The organism is Corallococcus terminator, assembly GCF_049194865.1.
GTDB classification, from domain to species: Bacteria; Myxococcota; Myxococcia; order Myxococcales; family Myxococcaceae; genus Myxococcus; species Myxococcus terminator_A.
The window spans coordinates 15032-38493 of the sequence record NZ_JBLZWL010000004.1; the positions used below are offsets into that span (position 1 = coordinate 15032).

Genomic DNA, 23462 nt, shown 5'->3' on the forward strand with positions numbered 1-23462 from the left:
GCGCGCCGCGCCTCACTCTGAGGAGGCCGCTGGCACGCTCGCTGCTCAAGCACCTGCCCGCTGATACGGCGCAATCTCGCGTCGTGCCCCCTCAACGGAGCTTTCCATGAAGACCGTGTTCGCCGCCGCCCTGCTCGCCGCCGCCACCGCGTTTGCCAACACCCCGGCTCCGGCCGCCGCCCCCGCCGCCGAGGCCAAGCCGGCCGTCGAGGCTCCCGCCGCCGCCCCTGTCGCCGAGGCCAAGCCGGCCGCCGAGGCTCCCGCCGCCGTCGAGGCCAAGCCCGAGGCCAAGCCCGCGAAGGCCGCTGGCAAGAAGGCCAAGAAGGCCCCCAAGGCCGAGACCGCCGCCGAGACCAAGTAGTCTCGACTTCCTCGTTTCGAGGAATCCACACGAGGGTGCCCTTCCAAGGAGGGCGCCCTCGTGGCATTTCCGGGTCTGTCTTGCCCCGGACACTCCGCCGCTGACCATGCCTGCTCGGAAAAGCACCTGTGTCATTTACACCCCGCCCGGGTCATTGTCTCCGGCACGAACTCTTGACTTTCAGTAAAACTGGGATTTGACAGAAACACAGTAATCACGCTTAATGTGACTTCAGAGGATGACAGTCCGTTCCGGATACTTACGGAACTCATTGCAAAATCGTCTTTTCCTGGAGTCACCCCATGGTGGAAGCCTTCTCGAAGGTGTCGGAAGCCTCGAAGCTCTTGCTGGAGAAGGGGCTCAACGCGAGCACCGGCGTCGAGTCCCTGGGGATGGTCGGTCACGCGCTGGGAGTGGACCGGGCGTACATCTTCGAGAACCGCACGGCGCAGACGTATGGCCGGTTCGTGACGGACCTGCGCTACGCCTGGGCGGAGCCGCCCACCGCGTCCGCGCTGGCCAACCCGGTGCTGCGCGCCTTCTCGTTCCGGGACTTCGCGCCGGGCTGGGTGGACATGCTGGAGGCGGGAATGGTGGTGGCGTGCCCCACCCGCGACGCGCCCCCGATGATGCGTGACTTGCTGGAGCGCCAGGGGACGAAGTCGATTCTGTTGAGCCCCATCAACCCCTCGCGGCAGCAGTGGTGGGGCGTGGCGGTCTTCGAGGACTGCCGCCTCGCCCGGGCTTGGAAGCCCGAAGAGGTATCGCTCCTGAAGTCCTTGGCGAGGGCGGTGGCGGCGTCGGTGCGCCACGGGCAGATGCGCTCGTCGTTGGATCAGGTCCGCAACAGCCTCCGCGCCGCCGTGGGCCGCACGCCCGCCTCGGGGCACTGACGCCTCGAAGTCGCTCCCCTGGTCGCCGGGCAGCCCGGGCACCGGCGACCCCCACCCTCGCGCGTGGACACCTCCGCCGAGCGTTTCTGTTACCCTGGCGGCCCCTCCAGCCCTACCGCCATGTCCTCCATCGACCCGACGGCGATCAGCCGGACCCGTTCCCCGGATCTCATCAGCGGTTACCGCCTCGAAAAGCTCGTGGGCACCGGAGGCATGGGTGAGGTCCACAAGGCCACCCAGCTGTCGCTGGGCCGCACGGTCGCGGTGAAGCTGCTCAACGCGGAGCTGGCCAAGGACCCGTCCTTCATCGCGCGCTTCCAGAAGGAAGCCGCCGCCCTCGCCGCGCTGAGCCACCCCAACGTCGTCTCCATCGTCGACAAGGGGAAGACGGACGTCACCTACTACCTGGTGATGGAGTTCGTGGACGGGCCGTCGCTGCGCGAGTTGATCCGCGCCGCCCAGTTCGACGTCTTCGGCGCGCTGCGGCGGATGCTCGAAATCTGCCGGGCCATCGAGTACGCGCACGGCCGCGGCGTCATCCACCGGGACTTGAAGCCGGAGAACATCCTGCTGGACCAGCAGGCCGGCGGCATCGCCAAGGTGTCCGACTTCGGGCTCGCCTCGTTCCTGGACGACGCGAGTCCCTCCTCGCGCTACGCGCTGACGTCCACGCACGTGTCCATGGGCACGCTGTCGTACATGGCGCCGGAGCAGCGGGTGGACGCGAAGAACGCGGACGCGCGCGCGGACATCTTCTCGCTGGGTGTCATCCTCTACGAGTGGCTCACCGGCGAGGTGCCGATGGGCACGTTCGACCCCCCGTCCCAGCGCAAGCCGGGACTGGACCGGCGCCTGGACGCCATCGTCACCAAGTGCCTCAAGCCGGACCCCGATGACCGCTACCCGTCGGTGGCGGCGCTCATCGCGGACCTGGAGCTGCTCGTCCCGGGCAGCCTGCCGTCGATGCTGCCGGTGAAGCTCACGCGCCTGCAGCGCTTCGAGGCCGGTCTGCGCAAGGTGGTGCGCTTCACGGCACAGACGGCCGCGGTGCTGATGGTGCTGGCGGCGAGCTTCGTGCTGGGCACCGCGTTCTATCTGAGCGGCGAGCGCAAGGTGCCCACCTCACCGGGCGCCGCCATCATGTCGAACAGCCTGACCGGCAAAGTCGCCCAGCGCGTGCCCGGGCGAGAGGAAGCCAGCCCCGCGCACCGGAACGTGGCGCTGGGCGAGGGGCTGGACCAACAGAGCCTCATCGTCGACGGCAGGCCGGTGAGCTTCGAGGGCAAGACGCTCGCGTTCCCCTGGCAGGGCGACACCGAGACCGTGGGCCGCGTGCGGGTGGACGTCACGCGCCGGGACGGAGACATCCTGAGCCTGAAGGGTCAGCTGTTCGCGCAGGCGCCGCCGCCCACCTGGGAGCGCCGCCTGCGCGACATGTTCAAGATGTACGAGCCCTCGCCGTCGCCCGCCGTCGCGATGCTGCTGACGGGGACCACCGGCCGCTACGTCGCGCTGGTGCACAACGGCGCGGGTGAGCCCCTGCGCCTGGAGTGGGCGCTGGGCGAGCGCCGGGGCACGATGCTCGGCATGGAGTCGCCCCAGGGCACGGTGGCGATGGAGCTGGCGGTGGACGCCGAGGGTCAGCTGCAGGCCTTCATGGGCACCGGCAAGGACCGTCGGGCCCTCTTCGAGCCGCTGGTGCTCGGCACCGGCTGGGTGGAGCAGTTCGGCGACGCGCCCTTCCCCGGCTTCGGCTGCACGGAGGCCCTCTGCAACGTCTCCGGCATCACCTTCGTGATGAAGCAGTCCCCGCCCGGGGGGACCACGGCCCCGGTGCCCACCCCGCTGCCCCCTCCGGTGAAGACGGTGGCCGCCGCGGTGCCCGCCAAGGCGGTGGTGCCCAAGAAAGCGCCGCCCCCTCCCCCCAAGAAGCAGCCCGCCAAGCCCGCGCCGAAGAACGGCAAGCGCCGCTAGTCCCCTTCCGAGCGCTCGAAGCGGACAGAGAGTCGCAGGGGAATATGGCCAGTGACGGGGGATTGCATTATCCCTCGACCCTCCTATGCGCACCTTCCGCCGCGGCCTGACCGCGCTCGCCCTCGTCGCCGGCCTCTCGGGCTGCTCGCATTCATCCCCTTCCACCAGCGCCGCGCCGCGCGTGCTGGAGTCCGCCGCGGAGAAAGCCCAGTCCGGTACGGACGAGGCCCGCACGCTCGCGTTCGCCGGCTTCCATGCGCACCTGCTCGCGGGAGACTCCGTCCAGGCGCAGCAGCGCTTCGACGCGGCCATCGCCAAGGACCCGGGGGACCCCTACGCGCTCATCGGTCAGCACCTGCTCGCGCGACGCGCGGGTCGGCCGGACCGGGCCCTCACGGCCGCGCTGGAGCTGGTGACGCGCGCGCCCACCCACCCGCTGGCCCTCATCGCCGCGCGCTACGCGCTGGACACCGTGGGCACCGCGCCGCCGCTGGATGAGGCCATCCTGAAGGCCACGCAGCAGGCGCTCGGCGCGGGCGCCACTGGAGAGACGGCCTACCTGCTGCGCGGCGCGCGGCTGTCCATCGCCGTGGCGCGCGGAGACACCCAGGCGCGCGACGCGGTGCTGCGGGAGCTGGGTGGCGTGTCCGAGGCGACGCTCGTGGGCCCCCTCTCCGCCTTCCACGTCCTGTCCTGGGACGAGGCGTTCCCGGCGAAGCAGAGCGGCTCGCTCGCGGGCCCCTTCACCGGCGCGTTCGGCACGGCGGCGCCGCGCAAGCTGCTGGCGCCGGACGGACGGCTGGACCTGGCCGGCGAGCCCGGCGAGGGCGACATCTACCTCATGGCCTTCGACGCGGAGGTGACGGAGGCGGCCAGCTATGTGGCCCGCTCCGTGAGCGCCACGACGCACCAGTTGCTCGTGAACGGCGCGCCGCTGATGGAGCGCCGGGGCTGGGAGCGCGCCACCAGCACCGTCACCACCCGCGCCGTGGAGCTGCCCGCGGGCAAGCACCGCTTCATCGTCCGCATGCTCAAGGGCGCGACCTCCGGCGTGATGTCGTTCTCGCTGATGCGCGCCGACGGCCGGCCCGCCAACGTGCGCTTCACCGCCGCCACGGGCGCGGCCCCCGCGACGTGGGGCAGCGCGCCGAAGATGTCCGAGGCCACGGGCGTGTACCCCACGACGCAGAGCCTGAAGGACGCGCTGGCCGGCGAGGCCGGAGACCTGCTGTCCACCGTGCTGGCCGCGCGTGACGGACTGTCGCGCGACGCGGACGGCGCCCGCCGGTTGATGGCGGCGGTGGAGACCACCACGCCCGCGCTCCTGTCGCTGCGCGCGGAGGTGGCGGCGGCGGACCGGACCGTGCCCGCCAAGGTGGCGCGAGGCCGGGCCACCCGCGACCTGGAAGCGCTCCTGTCCAAGGACCCGGGCAACGTGGCGGCGCTGCTCTTGCGCGCGGACCTCTTCATGGACGACGGCCAGCCTGCCTCCGCGCTGGAGACGCTGAAGACGGCGAGCGAGGCCGTGCAGCCCCCGGGCTTCCCCCTGTTCCTGATGCGCGCGCGCGCCGCGCTGACGCTGGACGTGGACGCGCTGGCGGAGGAGTCGCTGGCGGCGGCGCTGCAAATCCAGCCGAACCTCTGCGAGGCGCTGGGCCTCCAGTACAACCTGGCGCGGCGGCGCGACGCGGTGGAGCGCTCCGACTCGCTGGTGGAGGCGCAGCAGAACTGCCCCGGCGTCCAGGCGCGGCGGGCCGACCACGCGCGCACGCGCGGCGACCTCGAGACGGCCGCGCGCGCCTACGCGGAGATGCTCGCCCGCGACCCCACCAGCGTGAGCGCCGGCACGTCGCTGGCCACCCTGTACGTGGGGCTGCGCCGGCACGACGAGGCGCTGGCGGCGCTCCAGGCGCTGACGGTGACGTGGCCGCGCAACACGGAGCTGCTCAAGCGCATGGCGGACGTGCGCGAGTACGAGGGGAAGGCCGCGGAGGCGCTCGCGCTGCGCGAGAAGGCGCTGGCGCTGGAGGGCGATGACCTGCCGCTGCGCCGCGCGGTGGAGCGCACGAAGACGGGCAAGGAGCTGCTCCAGGAGCACGCCATCGACGGCCGCGAGGCGATGCGCTCCTATGACGCGGAGCCCGTCACCGGCGGCGCGGCCGTGTTCGTGCTGGATGCCGCGGCGGTGCGCGTGTACCCGGACGGCAGCATCATCAACCGCATCCACACCATCCAGCGGGCGCTGGAGCAGTCGGGCGTGCAGGAAATCGCGGAGGTGAACGTGCCGCGCGGCGCGCAGGTGCTGGCGCTGCGCACGCTGAAGGCGGACGGGCGCGTGCTGGAGCCGGAGAACATCGAGGGCAAGGACACGGTGAGCCTCCCCGGCGTGCAGGTGGGCGACAGCGTGGAGGTCGAATACCTGCTGGCGGAGAGCCCGCGCGGCCCCGCGCAGCCGGGCTTCACGGCGTCCGCCTTCTACTTTCAAATCGCCAACCAGCCCAACGCGTGGACCACGTACACGGTGGTGGCGCCCAAGGGCTCCGGCATGAAGGTGGACGCGCACGGGATGAAGGCGCCCGCGCCGACGGTGAAGGGCGACGAGGAGGTCTTCCACTACGAGGCGCGCCGCGTGCCGCCGTTCATCCCCGAGCCGGACTCGCCTCCCTCCGGCAACGAGTACCTGCCCTTCGTCATGGTGGGCGCGGGCGCCACGGGCAACGAGGGCCTGATTCGCGTCTATGGCGACGCGTTCCAGGACCGCTGGCTGCGCACGGCGGAAGTCGTCGACTTCACGCGCAAGGCCACCCAGGGCAAGCAGGGCCTGGACGCGGTGAAGGCGCTGCACGCGGCGGTGATGCAGCGCTTCTCCGGACGGGACAACGGGCTGGGCCAGTCCGCGGCGTCCACGGTGGCGCAGGACCGGGGCAGCCGGCTGGCGGTGCTGAAGGCGGGCCTGGAGGAGCTGGGCATCCCCTCGCGCGTGGCGGCGGTGCGCACCTTCAACGTGGACCCCAACGACTACCTCTTCCCCAACGACAGCCTGCTGCCGTACGCGGCGCTGCGCGTGGAGGTGCCGGGCAGCGAGCCGGTGTGGGTGGACACGTCGGTGCGCTTCGGCCCCTTCGGCGAGCTGCCGGAGTTCGCCATGGGCGGGCGTGACGCGTACCTGCTGCCGGAGCCGGGCCGCAAGCTGGAGGTGGTGAAGACGCCCGCGCTGAAGGAGTCCCCGGGCAAGCAGGTGCGGCTGACGCTGGCGCTCGACGCGGAGGGCAAGCTCAGCGGCAAGGGCGAGGAGACGTACCTGGGGTTCGAGGCGGCGCAGCTGGCCGAGGCCTTCAACCAGCTCTCCGCGGAGAGCCGCAACCAGGCGCTCCAGGGCGCGGTGGCGCGGTACTTCGGCGGCGCGGCGCTGTCGAGCGTGAAGCTGGACCACGAGGACGTGGTGGGCGCGCCCTTCGTGCTGCGCTACGAGTTCACCGTGCCGCGCTTCGGGCGGCTGGAGGGCGACCAGCGCATGGCGCTGGGGCCCCTCACCTTCCCCGCGCAGCTCGGCCGGCGCTACGTGCAGCTCAGCACGCGTCGCACGCCGCTCTACATCGACAACACGGAGGCCAGCAGCACGCAGGTGACGGTGTCCCTGCCCTCCGGCTGGAAGCTGCCGGACCCGCAGCCGGCGCTCGACGTGAAGAACCCCTTCGGCCGCTTCACCCGCACGGAGAAGCAGGAGGGCGCGACGCTCACCATCACCGAGTCCCTGCGGCTGCCGAGCGCGCGCGTCTCCCCGCGGCAGTACGAGCAGTTCTCCGGCTTCACCGGCGACGTGGACCTCATCCAGACGCGCGAGATGTTCCTCGTGAAGCCGTAGGCGGACACATGTGGGTGGACCGGCGGGAGGCGGACGCTCCGTCGCTCGCCTGGCCACCCGGCGTCCCACCGATGACTGGCGACTTCGGCGGGCCTCCCGGGTTGAATACGGGAGGCCCGCTCGCGTCTGAAGGCCCATCGAAGTCCCCCGCGAGGGGGATGGCATGCTCAACACGGAGAAGACGTCATGAGTCCTCGAAGCTGGCTCTGGATGGTGGCCCTGCTGTCGGCCCCGGTGGTTCAGGCGCAGACGGCCCCGGTGCCCTCGGAGGACCCGGGCTATTCCGACGACGGTCGCGAGTACGCCGACAACGACTACGACGAGGACTCCGACGAGGAGCTGGCGCCCATGGCCCCCCAGCCCCCTCCGTCGCTGCCCACCGAGCGCCCGTCGCGGCGGCCCTATGCCGGCGCCGTGTGGGCCTCCGGACACTGGTACTGGGACGGCGGTGAGTGGCGCTTCAACCAAGGCACCTGGGTCGCCCCCATGGCGGGCTACCAGTTCGTCAACGGCTACTGGGAAGAGGACCGGGGCAACTGGTACTGGGTCTCCGGTGGCTGGGCGCGCCAGGGCTCCACGGAGGTGGAGATTCCCATCGCCGTGTCCGCGGAGGCCCTCTCCACCCAGCAGGCCCCTCCCGCGCCGCGCCAGGAGATGCGCCCGGCCGCGCCCGCCTCCAACCTCGTCTGGGAGCCCGGCTACTGGTACTGGGGCGGCAACAACTGGGACTGGGTGGATGGCACGTGGGCCGCGCCGCCGCGAGCGGACCTGGTCTTCGTCTCGCCCCGCTGGGTGCAGCGCGGACTGTCGTGGCACTTCGTCGGCGGCGGCTGGGCCCCGCGCGGCTCCGTGAATGTCACCATCCCCGTCTTCCGCCACGCGCGCGTCACCGTGGGCTGGGGCCACCCCAACTACTTCGCCCACACGTGGTACCGCGCGCCCGCCGTCCGCTACTACTACCACCGCCCGTGGCGGACCTCCGGCCACTACTACCGGCATGACCGCGTCTGGCGCTCGCCGACCTACAACAGCTACTGGCGCAACCGCGTCGCCTCGCCCCCCAGCCACCACGACCGGGACCGCAATGACGGCTGGCGCAACCGCTCCAACCACTCCAACCGCGATGACCGCTGGAAGGGCCAGCCCTCCGGAGGACGCAATGACCGCTGGCGCGCCGCTCCCGGCAACCGCTCGCGCACGCACGACGCGACGCCCGTCGGCGGTGGCTCCCATGGCCGGGGCCGAGGCCGCGGCGACCGTCACCACTGATTGAACCGGACACCACCGGACATCCACGGCGGGGGCCCCCAAGGCCTCCGCCGTCGAAGCATCCGGCGGGCGCTCATTCGACAATCGGCGCGGCGAAAGGCTGTCATCCCTGGGCATCTCTGGACAGACAACCTCAAACGCCGAGCTTGCACCGTCCACCCGAGCACAAGCCCAAAGACAATCCTCGCCAAGGGAAAGACTGACAGACAAAGCCAGGGCGCTTCCTACTTTGTCTGGAGTTTCCTTGATGTCCTGGCTTCGTCTTTTCACGCCGCTGCTTCCCCTGCTCCTCTTGAGCCCGGCCTGTGCCCCTTCGGAAGAAGAGGCACAGGTCCCGGACGACCTCGGAGTCACGAGCGCCGCCATCACCCTGCCGCCCGCATACTCCGAGGTGCTGGTGACGCGCGTCGAGCGGCCCACCGCGCTCGCTTTCACACCGGATGGGCGGATGCTCATCACCACCCAACCGGGCCAGCTCCGCGTCTTCACCGGAGGCGTCCTGCTGCCGACACCGGCGCTGAACCTCGCCGCCAAGGTGTGCTCCAACGGGGAGCGCGGCCTCCTGGGCATCGCGGTGGACCCGGTGTTCACCATCACCCGCCATGTCTTCCTCTATTACACGTTCAACAAGCTCAACACCTGCGTGTCGAACACGCCCAACGTGCCCGTCAACCGCGTCTCGCGCTTCACGCTGTCGGACACGAACACGGTGGACCCAGACAGTGAGCTGATATTGCTGGACAACATCCCCTCCACGGCGAGCAACCACAACGGTGGGGATTTGCACTTCGGCACGAACGGGTTTCTCTACATCAGCGTGGGTGACGGCGGCTGCCAGCTCGGAGACCCGAGCCGCTGCGCGGGCCAGAACACCACCGCGCGCCGCCTCGACGTGCCGCTGGGGAAGATGCTCCGCGTCCGCAAGAACGGCGAAATCCCCACGGACAATCCCTTCGCGGCGACCCCCGGCAGCCGCCGCTGCGCCCATCCAGCGGGCGTGCCTCCGGGCACGGGGCCCTGCCAGGAAATCTTCGCCACGGGCCTGCGCAACCCGTTCCGCTTCGCCATGAGGCCCGGTACCAGCAGCTTCCTCATCAACGACGTGGGCCAGGGCCTCTGGGAGGAGATCAACGAGGGAATCCTGGGCGCGGACTACGGCTGGAACACGCGCGAGGGGCACTGCGCCAACGGCTCCACCACCAACTGCGGGCCTCCTCCGGCGGGGATGACCAACCCCCTCTTCGACTACAAGCACGGCACCAACCCCACGGGCTCGCCCTTCCAGGGCTGCGACTCCATCACCGGTGGCGCCTTCGCACCCGACGGGGCGTGGGCACCCGAGGACGACGGTGCCTACTTCTTCAGCGACTACGTCTGCGGCAAGGTGTTCAAGCTGACGCGGGGCCCGGGGGGCGCCGTGACGGTGAGCGCGTTCGCCACGGGCCTGGGCAACAGCTCCGCGGTGACGCTGCGCTTCGGCCCCGCGGGCACCGGCCAGGCGCTCTACTACACGACGTACGCGGGCGGCGGAGAGGTCCACCGCATCACCTTCACCGACACGAGCAACCGCCGGCCCATGGCCGCCATCACCGCGTTTCCCACCCAGGGCTCCATCCCATTGACGGTCACCTTCAACGGCGGCGCCAGCAGCGACCCCGACGGTGACTCGCTGACGTACCTGTGGACCTTCGGAGATGGCACCCCCGTGACGCAGACCTCCTCCGCCACCACGATTCACGACTACACGACGAACGGCACCTACATGGCCTCGCTCACGGTGAGGGATTCGAGCGGGGCCACGTCCACCCAGGCCGCCAGGATTCGCATCGACGCGGGCAACACCGCGCCCACGGTCTCCATCACCTCCCCAGCGACGAGCCTGCGCTTCCGCGTGGGTCAGTTCCTGGTGTTGTCGGGTCACGCCACCGACGCGGAGGATGGCCCGCTGCCGGACACCCAGCTCACCTGGCGCGCGGTGCTGCACCACAACGAGCACACCCATCCCCTGATGACGGCCACCACCGGCAACAACCTCATCCTCGTCGCGCCCGAGCCGGAGGACCTGCCAGCGGTGACGGAGAACTACGTGGAGGTGCTGCTCACCGCGACGGACTCCCGGGGCCGAACCACCACCGTGTCGCACAGCGTGCTGCCTCGCATCGTCGACGTGGCACTGACCTCCATCCCCTCCGGACTGAGGCTGGAGGTCAATGGCACCAGCTTCAACACGCCCGCCATCATCAAATCGTGGGAGCGCTACACGCTCAACGTCGCCGCACCCGCGCAGTTCGACAGTCAGGGCGTCTGGCAGGTGTGGACCTCGTGGTCCGACGCCGGTACGAGAGTCCACGGCTACCTGACCCCCGCCTCCAACTCCAGCCTCGTCGCCATCTACCAGAGCATCCCTGGCTGGCAAGGCGACGCGGCCCCACCGGAGGAGCACGACGACACCTTCACGCACCCCGAGTCGCCAGGAAGCCCGGCCGACCCGCCGCCCCCCTGACGCATGCCGCCCTGGAGACGCCAACCCATCGACCGCGTCTCCGGGCTCGCACGCGAGGCAACGACTCACACCTCGCCCGGGAAGCGGGCACCTCTCACGAGGACGGCATCAGCGCCAGAGCGAGGTGCTTCACATCGTCGGACCGCGCGGCCCCGCGCCAGCATCAGGCGCCCCAGCGACTCAGAAGTAGCATTTGGAGTCCTCGCCGCAGGTGCCCCAATGGCCATCGCAGCTGCACGGCTCGTTCGGCATGCAGTCCATCGCCGGGCACGTGGGCCCACCGCCACCCCCACCACCACCTCCTCCTGGCAGGTCGTACTCGCAGACATTGCTGCTATTGCAGACCACGCTCCGCGCGGCGGGACACGCATTCCAGCAGTCTCCCTCCCAGAGGCAGTCCGCCTGTTGACACCAGCCACCGCCCGCCGCCGCCTGTCCAACGTCACCTTCGCAGACGGCTTCACTGCTCGACTCCGCGAGGGAGGGACTCGCGGCGAGGACCATCGTCGCGAGGGCAAGGCAGACCACGGTGCTCCACGAACTGGGCAACCGAAGAAGACTCATGGGAATGCTCCTTTTTGTGCGGGCAGGCCCGGGCGCGAGAGCGCACGGGTGCCACGCAGCATACACAAGCAGTCCGATTGCACACACCTCAGAGAGGCAGTCCGGCGGACAGCGCCTCGCGGATGTTGGCGGCCGTGTACTGGGTTCCCCAGAGGCCGTTCACCGAGATGGCCACCCACTCCGCGCCGAGGATGACGTTCCCCGTGGTCAGCTCGAAGAACACCACGCGCGGGTCCGCCAGCTCGCGCAGCCGCGGGGCCACGGCGGACATGTCCCGGCCGAAGTACTGGAGGATGCGCACCTCCCACAGCCAGGTCACCAGGTTGTCCTGCACGAAGGGGACGAAGAGAAGCTGGGAAGGGCCGCCCAGGTTCGTCAGCAGGTGCCCCAGCGTCACCGTGTTGACCGAGTGGCCGTACTGACCCACCAGCAGTCCGTGGTCCAGCCCGCGCGTGTTCCAGTCCGGCGCATTCAAATGCAGCAGGTACATCGCAGACAGGCGGGGTCCCACCAGGGACGCCAGCGTCTGCGTCTGCTCCACCGGCACGAGCGTGTCCCAGTCCTCGTGGATGACGAGGAACGGCGTGGTCAGCTTCGGCGCCAGGTGCTCGCGCGTCCACCGGCCGTAGTCCGCTCCTGGCGTGCCCGGAGGACCGCCCGTGGTGGCGTCGATGCGGCGCCGGTAGGGCTCGAAGAAGGTGGCGTACTGGTTGCGCAGCACCGGGTCCGACACGCGCGAGGGGACCACGGACGTGAGGTAGTCGTACTGGCGCGCGAAGTCGGACAGCGGGAAGAGCGCCACGCCCACCTTGGGCCGGACCTCCGCCGGAGCATCCGCCGCGGCATAGAGCGCCTCGAAGCCACCCCATGAGCCGCCATGGACACCGATGCGCGAGCGGTCCACGCCGGGGGCCTGCGCGAGAAAGCGCATGCCCGCGTGCATGTCGTCCCGGTCGTTCTGGATGTCACCACCCGCGTAGAAGCGGCCGAAGACGTTGAGCACGCCGAAGTCATGGAACAGGTAGAAGAACGACTCCGCGGCGATGAACTCGGGCGGGCTGATGGAGAAGGCGATGGGGGACGAGCCCGCGTGGTGATGGGGCTCGCTGTCGTCGGGATGGACTCCAGGTCCTCGCTGGGCCCACTTCTGGTCCACCGCTTCGCCCGTCCACGTGATTCCGTCATAGGGACGGGTGAGCATCATCGTAGGCCACAGGCCCGGGTTCCGAGGAGGGAACCACTGAGCGTAGGTGGGCGCCTTGCCGACCTCCTGGAGCCGCAGCAGGTGGTACTGCCAGACCTGACCTCCGGCCTCCGCCTGCCCCGAGCCCAGCACCGTCACCGACAACGCTGGATTGGCCAGCTCGGACGATGCATCGGGGGACACGTCCTTGGAGTCCGAGGCGGCGGCGGAGCAGCCCAGCAGAGCCCAGGCGAGGAACAGCCATCGAGAAGTGCGCATGTCCCCCAAGACACCGTGCGGGGGATTTTCTGAAAGGGGGTCCGCGACTTTTCCGTCGCGGACCCGACAACCGACGCGCAACGCTTCAGTCGTAGTGACAGATGTTATCGGCGCCGCAGTAGCCCTGGGCTTCCTTGCACGAGCAGTGGAAATCGTCGGAGCAGAAGCTCATCGGGCAGGAGGGGCCGCCACCGCCACCACCGGGCTGCTGCGTGTAATGGCAGATACCGCCGATGCAGGCCACCGACTGCGCGGACGGACACGCGTCCCAGCAATGACTCTCCTCGCCACAGAAGGACTGGTAGCAGGCGGAGTCGGAGAGCGCCTGGGGAGCAGCCTCCTTCTCATCACCAATGCAGACAGGTTCATCGGCGGACTCCGCGCGGGCGGGCTGCGCGGAGAAGACTCCGGCGAAGAGGGCGAGGAGGGCAACGACAGTCCACGGCAGGCGCTTGCGAAGTGACAGCATGCGGATGCTCCTTTTCGACTCACACGGAGCCGCGCGGGGGTGCGCGGCTTCGGAGGCAGACACTATCGGAGCCACTCCCCTTTCACTCCAGGCGCGTTTCCCCTCCACGGGCCCACCCGCACCGACAGCGGAGACCTACTTCGACGCGGGGGGTTCCGGGTCCTTGAAGATGGCTACGTGCGGCAGGCCATCCTGCCCCACGTAGCCCCGGTACATGCCCGCTGAGTTGAAGGGCATGGCCACGTTGCCTTCACGGTCCATGGCGATGACACCGCCCTCGCCTCCAGCCTTCACCAACACGTCATTGACGACGAGGTTGGCGGCCTCGGGCAGCGGAAGGTCCTGGTATTCGACGCGCGCGCAGATGTCGCGCGCCACCGTGTAGCGGATGAAGAACTCACCGTGGCCGGTGGCGGAGACCGCGCAGCGCGGGTCCGCGTAGGTGCCGGCGCCGATGATGGGCGCGTCGCCCACGCGGCCGTAGCGCTTGTTCGTCATGCCTCCGGTGGACGTCCCCGCCGCGAGGTTGCCGGCCTGGTCCAGGGCCACCGCACCCACGGTGCCGAACTTGTGGTCGCCCGTCACCGGGTCATGGCCGGGACGCAGCGACGACGAAGGCTGTCCCGGCGCGGGAGCGGCGCGCTCCTTCTCCAGCGCGCGCTGGAGGCTCTGCCACCGCTCCTCCGTGAAGAAGTACTTCGCGTCGACCAGCTCCACACCCTGGGCCTTCGCGAAGGACTCCGCGCCTTCGCCAATCATCATCACGTGCGGCGACTTCTCCATCACCTTGCGCGCCAGCTCGATGGGGTTCTTCACGTGACGCAGCCCCGCCACCGCGCCCGCGGAGCGCGTCGTCCCGTCCATGATGGCCGCGTCCAGCTCGTTGATGCCGTCATGGTTGAAGACCGCGCCCTTGCCCGCGTTGAAGTGGGGCGAGTCCTCCAGGATGCGGATGGCCGCCGTCACCGCGTCCAGGCTGCCGCCGCCCTGGGCCAGCACCGCGTGCCCCGCCTGGAGTGCCTGCTCGAGCACGGCGCGGACCTCGGCCTCGCGCTCCGGGGAGAGGTTCTCCCGCGAGATGACTCCCGCGCCTCCGTGGATGACCAGCCCCCAGCGAGGCTTGCGCGCGGCGGAGCCTTCCTGCGTGAGCCTCGCGTCATCGACACGCGCGGACTCCGTGCTGGTGCAGCCCATGGGGATGAGGAGCAGCGCGGTCCCCGCGACGAGACCCCGGGGAAGAGAAGGGAGCGAAGCGAACATTCGGCGACCTCCAGCGGCGGCGACCGGGAGACGAGGCGTGTGCGGCATCAACACTCCGAGTCCCGGCCAGGGTGTCGGGTCGGTAGCACGGCGACCAGGGAGGCACAATGACAGCCGCTCGCCTGCCCTCCTTGCCACCGACAAGCCATGGGCAGAGGCCTGGCTGTTCGCCTCAGCCCGCGTGCAGCGCGGCCCCACCGTGCACAGAGTCGGGAGCGTTCAGGGACAGGAGCGCGCGATGAAGAAGCTGAAGGGGTTGCGGGTGGCGGTGTTGGCGACGAGCGGCTTCGAGCAGGTGGAGCTGACGCGACCCGTCAAGAAGCTGGAGCGCCAGGGCGCGGCGGTGACGATTGTGTCGCTCCTTCCCGGCCACATCCGAGGCATGAACCACATGCTCCCCGGCAAGAAGGTCCGCGTGGACGCGATGCTGAAGGACGTGAAGGCGGCGGACTTCGACGCGGTGCTGCTGCCCGGAGGCCTCATCAACCCGGACACGCTGCGGCAGAGCGCGCTCGCGAAGGACTTCATCCACGACGCGGACTCGCTCAACCTGCCCATCGCCATCATCTGTCACGCGCCCTGGCTGCTCATCTCCGCGGGGCTCACCGAGGGGCGCACGCTCACCTCGTGGCCGGGCATCCGCGACGACGTGAAGAACTCCGGCGCGCAGTGGCGCGACGAGGCGATGGTGCGCGACGACAACTGGGTCTCCAGCCGGGGGCCGCAAGACCTGCCCGTCTTCGAGCGCGCCATGGTGGAGCTGTTCGAGGAGAAGATGCCGGAGGTCCGCGAGCGCACCCGCCACGCCGAGGAGCACCCCGCGCCCGCGCGCTACCATGCGCCGACGGAAGCCGCGAGTCGCTGGCCTCGACTGCTCGCGGGCAGCCTGGCCACCGCGGTCCTCAGCTTCGGCGTCCGCAGGCTCGCCGCGCGCTGACCGCTTCACGGGGCCGGAGCGCGCGAACGTCATGAGGCTCGCGTGCCCGGGTGCTCGGCTCGGCGACGAAAGACGGGGCCTTCCCTCCTCGGAGTCGTCACACGGACGGACGCCTCGCGGGACCTCCGCGAAGCGTCCGAGGCCAAGGACCTCCGCGTGTCACATCCAGCCGAGCTGGAGCCGCGCGACGTCCGTCATCCGTCCCTGGTCCCAGGGCGGGTCCCACACGAGCTCGACGTTGGCTTCCTTCACGCCGGGCACCGAGCCGACCTTGGTGCGCACGTCCTCCACCAGCACCGGGCCCATGCCGCAGCCGGGCGCCGTCAGCGTCATCTGGATGTCCACGCGCTGGCCGCCTTCCGGCAACGGCTCCGCCTTGCACGCGTACACCAGACCCAGCTCCACGATGTTCACCGGAATCTCCGGGTCATACACCGTGCGCAGCTGCTCCCAGACCTGCTCCTCGTGGAAGGTGCTCGGGTCCCCGGAGGTCTTCTCCTGTGGCGCGTACTCCGCGCCCAGCGCCGCGCCGTCCTTCTCGTCGATGCGGAAGAGCTGCCCGTAGGGGTCCTGCACCGTGATGTTGCCGCCCAGGGTCTGCATCACCCGCAGCTCCGCGCCCTCTGGCAGCACCACCCTGTCACCACTGGGAATGATGGTCGCGGGAACCTCCCGCTCCAGCATCGCCGTCACGCCTCGCATGGTCCGCTCCCTCCTTCCCTACTCCGTGGAAACCGCTTCATCTCGCCCTTCCAGCGCCGCGCGCATCGTGTGCCACGCGAGGCTGGCGCACTTCACCCGGGCGGGGAACTCGCTCACGCCGGACAACACCGCGAGCTTGCCCAGCGCCTCCACGTCCACCGACTCGGGCCCCTCGGTCACCAGCTTGTGCACCTTCTGGAAGAGGGCCTCCGCCTCCGCGCGCGTCTTGTCCTTCACCACGCCGGTCATCAGCGAGGCCGACGCGCGGGAAATCGCGCAGCCCTGTCCCTGGAAGCCGATGTCGCGGATGACGTCTCCATCCATCTTCATCGTCACGGAGAGCTGGTCTCCGCACAGCGGGTTGTGCCCCGCCGCCTCGTGATTGGCGCCCTCCACCACGCGATAGTTGCGCGGCCTCTTGGAGTGCTCCAGCACCACCTCCTGGTAGAGGTCCTTCAAGTCGTCCGAGCCCGAGCTCATCGGAACACCTCCCTCACCTTGTGCAGCCCACGCACGAGCGCGTCCACATCCTCGGGCGTGTTGTAGAGCGCCAGGGACGCACGCGCCGTCGCCGGCAGCTTGAAGTGCTGCATCACCGGCTGCGCGCAGTGGTGGCCCGTGCGGATGCAGATGCCCTCGCGGTCCAGAATCGTCCCCACGTCGTGCGGGTGGATGTCCTCCAGCGTGAAGGACAGCACGCCCGCCTTCTCGCGCGCGGTGCCCACCATGCGAAGCCCCGGAACCGCCTCCAGCGCCTGCGTGGCATAGGCCATCAGCGCCCGGTCATGCTCGGCGATGGCGTCCAGCCCCAGCGCCTGGAGATAGCGGATGGCCGCGGCCAGCCCCACCGCGCCCTCCAGGTTCGGCGTGCCCGCCTCGAACCGGTGCGGCACGCGGTTGTACGTAATCTTCTCCATCGTCACGGAGAGAATCATGTCGCCGCCGCCCTGATACGGCGGCATCGGCTCCAGGCGCTCCATGCGGCCGTACAGCACGCCGATGCCCGTGGGGCCGAACAGCTTGTGCCCGCTCAGCGCATAGAAGTCGCAGCCCAGGTCCTGCACATCCACCGGGAAGTGCGTCACCGACTGCGCCCCGTCCACCAGCACGGGGATGCCCTTGGCGTGCGCCCGGCGCGTCAGCTCCTTCACCGGGTTCACCGTGCCCAGCGCATTGGACACGTGCGTCACCGCGAGGATGCGCGTCTTCTCCGTGAGCAGCGCGTCCACGGCGTCCAGCACCAGCTCGCCCCGGTCATCCACCGGAATCACCCGCAGCGTCGCCCCCGTCTGCTCACAGAGCATCCGCCAGGGGACGATGTTCGCGTGGTGCTCCATCTGGGTGATGAGGATTTCATCCCCGGGCCCCACGTGCTTGCGGCCGTACGTCTGCGCCACCAGGTTGATGGCCTCGGTGGTGCCGCGCACGAAGACGATTTCCCGAGCATCCCTCGCGTTGAGGAAGCCGCGCACCGTCTCGCGCGCGCCCTCGTACGCCTCGGTGGCGCGCTCGGAGAGGATGTGGACGCCTCGATGCACGTTGGCGTTGTCGTGCTGGTAGAAGCGGACGATGGCGTCGATGACGGCCTGCGGCTTCTGCGCCGTCGCCGCGCTGTCCAGGTACACCAGCGGCCGGCCCCGCACCTCCTGCCGGAGCAGGGGGAAGTCCTCACGGACGCGTTGCACGTCGAACGAGCTCATGCCGTCACCTCCGTCCGGGGTGCACCCGGAAGCTTCGGGGCCAGCAGCCCCTCGACACTCGCGCGCACCGGCCCTTCCGGCACCGCATCCACCAGCTCCCGGGCAAAGGCATACGTGAGCAGCCGCTCCGCCTCCGCGCGGGGAATGCCTCGCGAGCGCAGGTAGAACAGCGCCTGCGCATCCAGCCGCCCCACCACCGCGCCGTGCGCGCACTTCACGTCGTCCGCCAGGATTTCGAGCTGCGGCCGGGTGTCCGCCTGCGCGTGCTCCGACAGGAGCAGGTTGCGGTTCTGCTGCCGTGAGTCCGTGCGCTGCGCGTCCTGGCGCACCTTCACCAGTCCGTGGAAGGTGCCGCGCGCCCGGTCATCCAGCACGCCCTTGTACAACTCGCGGCTGGTGCAACGAGGCACCGCGTGGTCCAGCGCCGTCCGCTGGTCCAGGTGCTGCGTCCCTCGCCCCACGTACAGGCCATTGAGGGTGGCGTCACCGCCCTCGCCCGCGAAGGTGACGTGCACCTCGTTGCGAGCCAGCACGCCGCCGAAGGCGAAGTTGTGAGACACGAAGCGGCTGTCACGACCCTGCCGCACGTGAAGCCCGCCCACGTGCACCGCCGCGTCACCCTCCGCCTGGAGCCGGTAGTGCTTCAAGCTGGCGTTGTCACCCAGCGTCACCTCCGTCACCGCGTTGGTGAAGCCCTGGCCCGTGACGCCCGTCGCGCTGGCGTACGTCTCCACCAGCGTCGCCTCACTGCCCTCTCCCGCCACCACGAGGACGCGCGGACTGGCCAGCACCGGCGCGTCGCCCCGGGTCAGGAAGATGAGCTGCACGGGCACCTCGCTCAGCGCCCCCGGCGCCAGGCGCAGCACGGCCCCGTCCTCCAGCAGCGCCGCGTTGAGCGCCGTGAAGGCATGCTCGGCCGCGAGGGCCCGCTGGCCCAGCTCCGCCTCCAGCAGCGCTCCGTCCTCCACCAGCGCGTCGCGCAGCGGCTTCAGCGTCAGGCCGCGCGGCAGACCCGCCACCGACGACAGCTCCGGCGACAGCCGCCCATCCACGAACACCAGCCGGGGACCGGGCAGCGCGAGCCGCGCCACCACCGCTGACAGCTCCGCCGTGCTCCCCGTCGTCGCGACAGGCGCGAAGGCCCCGTCCGCGATGGGGGCGAGGTTCGTGTACTTCCACGCCTCGTCGCGCGTCGTGGGCAGGCCCAGCCGCGCGAAGTGCGCGAGCCCGTCCTGGCGCACGCGCTGGAGCCACGCGGGCGTCGTCGCGTCCCGCGCCTGGAAGCGCGAGGCCACATCCACATAGCGAGTCACGCCCGGCGTCATCGCCGTGCCTCCCCGCCCTTCGTCGCGCCACCCTTGCCGTCCTGGAGCCCCAGCCAGGCGTAGCCCTTCTCCTCCAGCTCCAGCGCCAGCTCGCGCCCACCGGAGCGGATGATGCGCCCGCCCGCCATGACGTGGACCTTGTCCGGGACGATGTAGTCCAGGAGCCGCTGGTAGTGCGTAATCAGCACCATGGCGCGCTGGGGCGAGCGCAGCCCGTTCACTCCGCCCGCCACCGTGCGCAAGGCATCGATGTCCAGGCCCGAGTCCGTCTCGTCGAGGATGGCCAGGCGCGGCTCGAGCACCGCCATCTGGAAGATTTCGTTGCGCTTCTTCTCGCCGCCGGAGAAGCCCTCGTTCACCGAGCGGTTCATGAAGGCCGCGTCGAGCTGCACCAGCTTCGACTTCTCCTTGGCCATCTGGAGGAAGTCCATCGCATCCAGCTCCTCCAGCCCCTTCACCCGGCGCTGCGCGTTGAGCGCGGTGCGCAGGAAGTGCAGGTTGCCCACGCCCGGAATCTCCACCGGGTACTGGAACGCGAGGAACACTCCTTCGGCGGCGCGCGCCTCGGGGGCCAGCTCCAGGAGCGGCTTGCCGTCGAGGAGGACCTCGCCCTGGGTCACTTCGTAGGCATCCCTCCCCGCGAGCACGCTCGCCAAGGTGCTCTTCCCGGAGCCGTTGGGCCCCATGATGGCGTGCACCTCTCCGGCGCCCACCTCCAGGTCGATGCCCTTGAGGATGTCCTTGTCGCCCACACGGGCGTGCAGATTCCGAACGGACAGCAAAGCCATACCTACCCCACGCTCCCTTCCAGACTCACTCCGAGCAGCTTCTGTGCTTCCACCGCGAACTCCATGGGGAGCTCCTTGAACACCTGCCGGCAGAAGCCATTCACAATCATCGACACCGCGTCTTCTTGAGAGATGCCGCGCTGCCGACAGTAGAAGAGCTGGTCCTCGCCTATCTTCGACGTGGACGCCTCATGCTCCACCTGCGCCGACGCGTTCTTCACCTCGATGTACGGCACCGTGTGGGCGCCGCACTTGTCCCCGAGGAGCAACGAGTCGCATTGCGTGTAGTTGCGCGCGTTCTCCGCGCTCTTCAGCACCTTCACCAGCCCGCGGTACGTGTTCTGTCCCCGGCCCGCGGAGATGCCCTTGGACACGATGGTGCTGCGGGTGTTCTTCCCCAGGTGCACCATCTTCGTGCCGGTGTCCGCCTGCTGGAGGTTGTTGGTGAGCGCCACCGAGTAGAACTCGCCCACCGAGTCATCCCCTTTGAGGATGACGCTCGGGTACTTCCACGTAATCGCCGAGCCCGTCTCCACCTGCGTCCACGAAATCTTCGCGGCCTTGTGGGCGATGCCGCGCTTGGTGACGAAGTTGTAGATGCCGCCCTTGCCCTCCGCGTCACCCGGGTACCAGTTCTGCACCGTGGAGTACTTGATGGTGGCCCCCTCGAGCGCCACCAACTCCACCACGGCCGCGTGCAACTGATTGGTGTCGCGCTGGGGCGCGGTGCAGCCCTCCAGGTAGCTCACGTACGAGCCCTCGTCGGCGACGATGAGGGTGCGCTCGAACTGGCCCGTCTCCGCGGCGTTGATGCGGAAGTACGTGGACAGCTCCATGGGGCATCTGACGCCCTTGGGGATGTAGACGAACGAGCCGTCGCTGAAGACCGCCGAGTTGAGCGCCGCGAAGAAGTTGTCCGAGTGCGGCACCACCGAGCCCAGGTACTTGCGGAGCAGCTCCGGGTGCTCGCGCACGGCCTCCGAGAACGAGCAGAAGATGACGCCCGCCTTGGCCAGCTTGTCCTTGAACGTCGTGGCCACGGACACCGAGTCGAACACGGCGTCCACCGCGACGTTCTGCAGCCGCTGCTGCTCCACCAACGGAATGCCGAGCTTCTCGTAGGTGCGCAGAATCTCGGGGTCCACCTCGTCCAGGCTGTCCTTCTTCGGCTTGAACCGGGGCGCCGAGTAGTAGCTGATGGCCTGGTAGTCGATGGGCTTGTAGGTGACGGCCTGCCACGTGGGCTCGCGCAGCGTGAGCCAGTGACGGTAGGACTTCAGGCGCCACTCCAGCAGGAAGGGGGGCTCGCCCTTCTTCTCCGACAGCGCGCGGATGACGTCCTCGTTCAGCCCCGGCGGGAAGGTGTCCGCCTCCACCGCGGAGACGAAGCCGGCCGCGTACGGGCGGCGCGTCAGTTCCTGGAGGGTGTCGGTGGTCATGAGCGGACTCCTGTCGTGGCGGAAGGTGTCGAGGTGTTGGCGGCGGCCGGCGCGGCCCTCGCGGGGGTGCCCAGGCCCACCAGTCGCTCGGGCATGCGCGGCGCCGGGGCGATGAGGTCCGCCAGCGTCAGGCGTCCCAGCGCTTCCTGGATGGCGTGATTGATGAGCTTCCAGTGCCCTCGTATCTGGCACACGGACTCCAGCTCACAGGGCGCGCCGCCGCCGGAGGTGTGCACGCCACACTCCGTGAGCGCGACAGGCCCTTCCAGCGAGGCCACCAGCTCCGCCAGGGAGAGCGACGCCGCGGGGCGCGACAGCCCATAGCCGCCGTTGGCGCCCCGGTGGGACACCACCAGCCCGGCCTGCAGCAAGCCCTTGAGCACCTTGCTGGCCGAGGGCAGTGGCACACGGGTGCGTGCCGCCAGCTCGCGAGTGGTGCGGGTGCCACCCTCCGCGCGAGCCAGCTCTGTCATCAGCACGATGCCGTAGTCGGTCATCTTGCTCATCCGGAGCATGCGGGACGCTTCTCCTCTCTGGGTCCATTCCCACGGGGCCTCAGGGCCTCCGGGCGCGTCATATGTAATCTGGACCGATTTAGTCCACATTGCATTTCGGGCGCGGCCCCTAAATGCCCCCGGTTGGAGGGCAAGGGGGAGAGGGCTAGGGTGGGATTCTTGCTATCCGGAGGGAATCCGCTGATGCGTCCACTGCTGCTGCTCGCCACGCTCGCCCTGGCCCTGGCGGGCTGCGAGAAGAAATCCGCACCCACCGAGGCTCCCCCCACCGGACAGGCCGCCGACCCATCCAAGGCCGGAACGGCGGCGCAGGCGCCCACGGGCTCGAACAGCCCGGCGGTGGCGCCCGACGAGAAGGGCGCCATCCTGATTGGCGAGGTGGGCAGCCTGACGGGCAGCGAGGCGACGTTCGGCGTCTCCGCGCGCAACGGCATCGAGCTGGCGCTCAACGAGGCGAACGCCGCGGGTGGAGTGCGGGGCCGCCAGCTGGCGGTGCGCGTGTACGACAGCCAGGGGCGCCCGGAGGAAGGGGCGCAGGCGGCGACGCGGCTCATCACTCAAGACAGGGTGGTGGCGATTCTGGGTGAGGCGGCCTCCTCCGTGTCCATGGCGATGGCGGAGAAGGCGCAGGTGGGCAAGGTGCCGATGATTACGCCCACCTCCACCAGCGCCGAGGTGACGAAGAAGGGCGACTACATCTTCCGCGTCTGCTTCATCGACGAGTTCCAGGGTCTGGTGATGGCGAAGTTCGCCCGGGAGAACCTGAAGCTGTCGCGAGTGGCGGTGCTGACGGACAACAAGAGCGCCTTCTCGATGGGACTGGCGGACGTGTTCACCGCGAAGTTCCAGGAGTTCGGCGGGAAGATTGTCGGCACGGAGAGCTACTCGAAGGGTGACACGGACTTCCGCGCGCAGCTCACGGCGCTCAAGCAGTTGAAGCCGGAGGCGGTGTTCGTGCCGGGGTACTACACGGACGTGGGCATCATCGCGCGGCAGGCGCGCGAGGTGGGCTTGAAGGTTCCCTTGCTCGGCGGTGACGGCTGGGACTCCGACAAGCTGTTCGAGCTGGGTGGGTCGGCGCTGGAGGGCAGCTACTTCTCCAACCACTACTCGCCGGGCAACCCGGACCCGGTGCTCCAGTCGTTCCTGGCGCGCTACAAGGAGAAGTACGGCAGCGTGCCGGACAGCGTGGCGGCGCTGTCGTACGACGCGGCGCGGGTGCTGGTGGAGGCGCTCAAGCGCGCCCCGGACACGAGCGGCCCGGCGGTGCGCGACGCGATTGCCGCGACGAAGGACTTCCCGGGCGTGGCGGGGCGAATCACCCTGGACGCGAACCGCGACGCGGTGAAGGAAGCCGTCGTCCTGAAGGTCGCCGGCGGCAAGGCGGAGTTCGTCACCACCGTGAAGCCGTAGCGGTGCGTGCCCGGTCCCCCGTC

General features: G+C 69.7%; 19 protein-coding genes. 8 read left to right on the forward strand and 11 right to left on the reverse strand.

Going from position 1 to position 23462, the window contains the following annotated elements; all coding sequences use genetic code 11:
* Nucleotides 1-106: 106 nt before the first annotated feature.
* The 6 genes from ACN469_RS05115 (at nt 107) to ACN469_RS05140 (ending at nt 10865) form a co-directional block, all read left to right on the forward strand.
* Nucleotides 107-361: a hypothetical protein gene (locus ACN469_RS05115; protein WP_498764705.1), complete on the forward strand. Its 255-nt coding sequence runs from the start codon at nt 107-109 to the stop codon at nt 359-361.
* A gap of 302 nt (nt 362-663) precedes the next feature.
* Nucleotides 664-1254, forward strand: coding sequence for a GAF domain-containing protein (locus ACN469_RS05120; protein ID WP_498764707.1), 591 nt, complete (start codon nt 664-666; stop codon nt 1252-1254).
* 120 nt (nt 1255-1374) lie between these two features.
* Nucleotides 1375-3228, forward strand: coding sequence for a serine/threonine protein kinase (locus tag ACN469_RS05125; RefSeq protein ID WP_498764709.1), 1854 nt, complete (start codon nt 1375-1377; stop codon nt 3226-3228).
* An 85-nt stretch (nt 3229-3313) separates the two neighbouring features.
* Complete coding sequence (locus tag ACN469_RS05130) at nt 3314-7093, forward strand: DUF3858 domain-containing protein (RefSeq protein ID WP_498764711.1); 3780 nt, start codon at nt 3314-3316, stop codon at nt 7091-7093.
* 186 nt (nt 7094-7279) lie between these two features.
* A complete protein-coding gene (locus ACN469_RS05135; RefSeq protein ID WP_498764712.1) occupies nt 7280-8362 on the forward strand; it encodes a hypothetical protein in 1083 nt (360 codons plus the stop codon).
* A 247-nt stretch (nt 8363-8609) separates the two neighbouring features.
* On the forward strand, nt 8610-10865 hold the full coding sequence (locus tag ACN469_RS05140) for a PQQ-dependent sugar dehydrogenase (protein ID WP_498764714.1): 2256 nt from the start codon (nt 8610-8612) through the stop codon (nt 10863-10865).
* Nucleotides 10866-11045: 180 nt separating this feature from the next.
* Here ACN469_RS05140 and ACN469_RS05145 read toward each other — a convergent pair whose 3' ends face one another.
* The 4 genes from ACN469_RS05145 to ACN469_RS05160 form a co-directional block, all read right to left on the reverse strand.
* On the reverse strand, nt 11046-11429 hold the full coding sequence (locus tag ACN469_RS05145; protein ID WP_498764716.1) for a hypothetical protein: 384 nt from the start codon (nt 11427-11429) through the stop codon (nt 11046-11048).
* Nucleotides 11430-11517: 88 nt separating this feature from the next.
* The gene (locus ACN469_RS05150; protein WP_498764718.1) at nt 11518-12891 is read right to left on the reverse strand and encodes an alpha/beta hydrolase family protein; all 1374 of its coding nucleotides are present in this window, start codon (nt 12889-12891) and stop codon (nt 11518-11520) included.
* Nucleotides 12892-12976: 85 nt separating this feature from the next.
* Nucleotides 12977-13360 (reverse strand): hypothetical protein, encoded by a 384-nt coding sequence (locus ACN469_RS05155; protein ID WP_498764720.1) that lies wholly within the window; start codon nt 13358-13360, stop codon nt 12977-12979.
* Nucleotides 13361-13495: 135 nt separating this feature from the next.
* Nucleotides 13496-14620 (reverse strand): isoaspartyl peptidase/L-asparaginase family protein, encoded by a 1125-nt coding sequence (locus ACN469_RS05160; protein WP_498764722.1) that lies wholly within the window; start codon nt 14618-14620, stop codon nt 13496-13498.
* Between the two features lie 238 nt (nt 14621-14858).
* Between ACN469_RS05160 and ACN469_RS05165 the strand changes: the two genes are divergently transcribed.
* On the forward strand, nt 14859-15557 hold the full coding sequence (locus ACN469_RS05165; protein WP_498764724.1) for a type 1 glutamine amidotransferase domain-containing protein: 699 nt from the start codon (nt 14859-14861) through the stop codon (nt 15555-15557).
* 159 nt (nt 15558-15716) lie between these two features.
* Here the strand turns inward: ACN469_RS05165 and sufT are convergent, their stop codons facing one another.
* Genes sufT through ACN469_RS05200 form a run of 7 tightly spaced genes read right to left on the reverse strand, consistent with a single transcriptional unit; the run spans nt 15717 to nt 22026 of the window.
* Entirely contained in the window at nt 15717-16259 is a 543-nt protein-coding gene (sufT, locus tag ACN469_RS05170; RefSeq protein ID WP_498764726.1) for a putative Fe-S cluster assembly protein SufT, read from the reverse strand.
* An 18-nt stretch (nt 16260-16277) separates the two neighbouring features.
* On the reverse strand, nt 16278-16739 hold the full coding sequence (sufU, locus tag ACN469_RS05175) for a Fe-S cluster assembly sulfur transfer protein SufU (protein ID WP_498764728.1): 462 nt from the start codon (nt 16737-16739) through the stop codon (nt 16278-16280).
* The gene (locus ACN469_RS05180) at nt 16736-17959 is read right to left on the reverse strand and encodes a SufS family cysteine desulfurase (protein WP_498764730.1); all 1224 of its coding nucleotides are present in this window, start codon (nt 17957-17959) and stop codon (nt 16736-16738) included. Before ACN469_RS05180 ends, sufU begins: the two co-directional genes overlap by 4 nt.
* Nucleotides 17956-19284 carry a Fe-S cluster assembly protein SufD gene (gene sufD / locus ACN469_RS05185; RefSeq protein ID WP_498764732.1) on the reverse strand — a complete coding sequence of 443 codons (1329 nt, stop codon included), beginning with the start codon at nt 19282-19284 and terminating at the stop codon, nt 17956-17958. The genes ACN469_RS05180 and sufD overlap by 4 nt, the downstream gene beginning before the upstream one ends.
* A complete protein-coding gene (sufC, locus tag ACN469_RS05190) occupies nt 19281-20072 on the reverse strand; it encodes a Fe-S cluster assembly ATPase SufC (RefSeq protein ID WP_498764734.1) in 792 nt (263 codons plus the stop codon). Before sufC ends, sufD begins: the two co-directional genes overlap by 4 nt.
* 2 nt (nt 20073-20074) lie before the next feature.
* Entirely contained in the window at nt 20075-21511 is a 1437-nt protein-coding gene (gene sufB, locus ACN469_RS05195) for a Fe-S cluster assembly protein SufB (RefSeq protein ID WP_498764735.1), read from the reverse strand.
* Nucleotides 21508-22026, reverse strand: a complete 519-nt coding sequence (locus tag ACN469_RS05200; protein ID WP_498764737.1) for an SUF system Fe-S cluster assembly regulator — start codon at nt 22024-22026, stop codon at nt 21508-21510. The genes sufB and ACN469_RS05200 overlap by 4 nt, the downstream gene beginning before the upstream one ends.
* Before the next feature lie 180 nt (nt 22027-22206).
* Here ACN469_RS05200 and ACN469_RS05205 point away from each other — a divergent pair, with 180 nt between their 5' ends.
* A complete protein-coding gene (locus tag ACN469_RS05205) occupies nt 22207-23439 on the forward strand; it encodes an ABC transporter substrate-binding protein (protein WP_498764814.1) in 1233 nt (410 codons plus the stop codon).
* Nucleotides 23440-23462 lie beyond the last annotated feature (23 nt).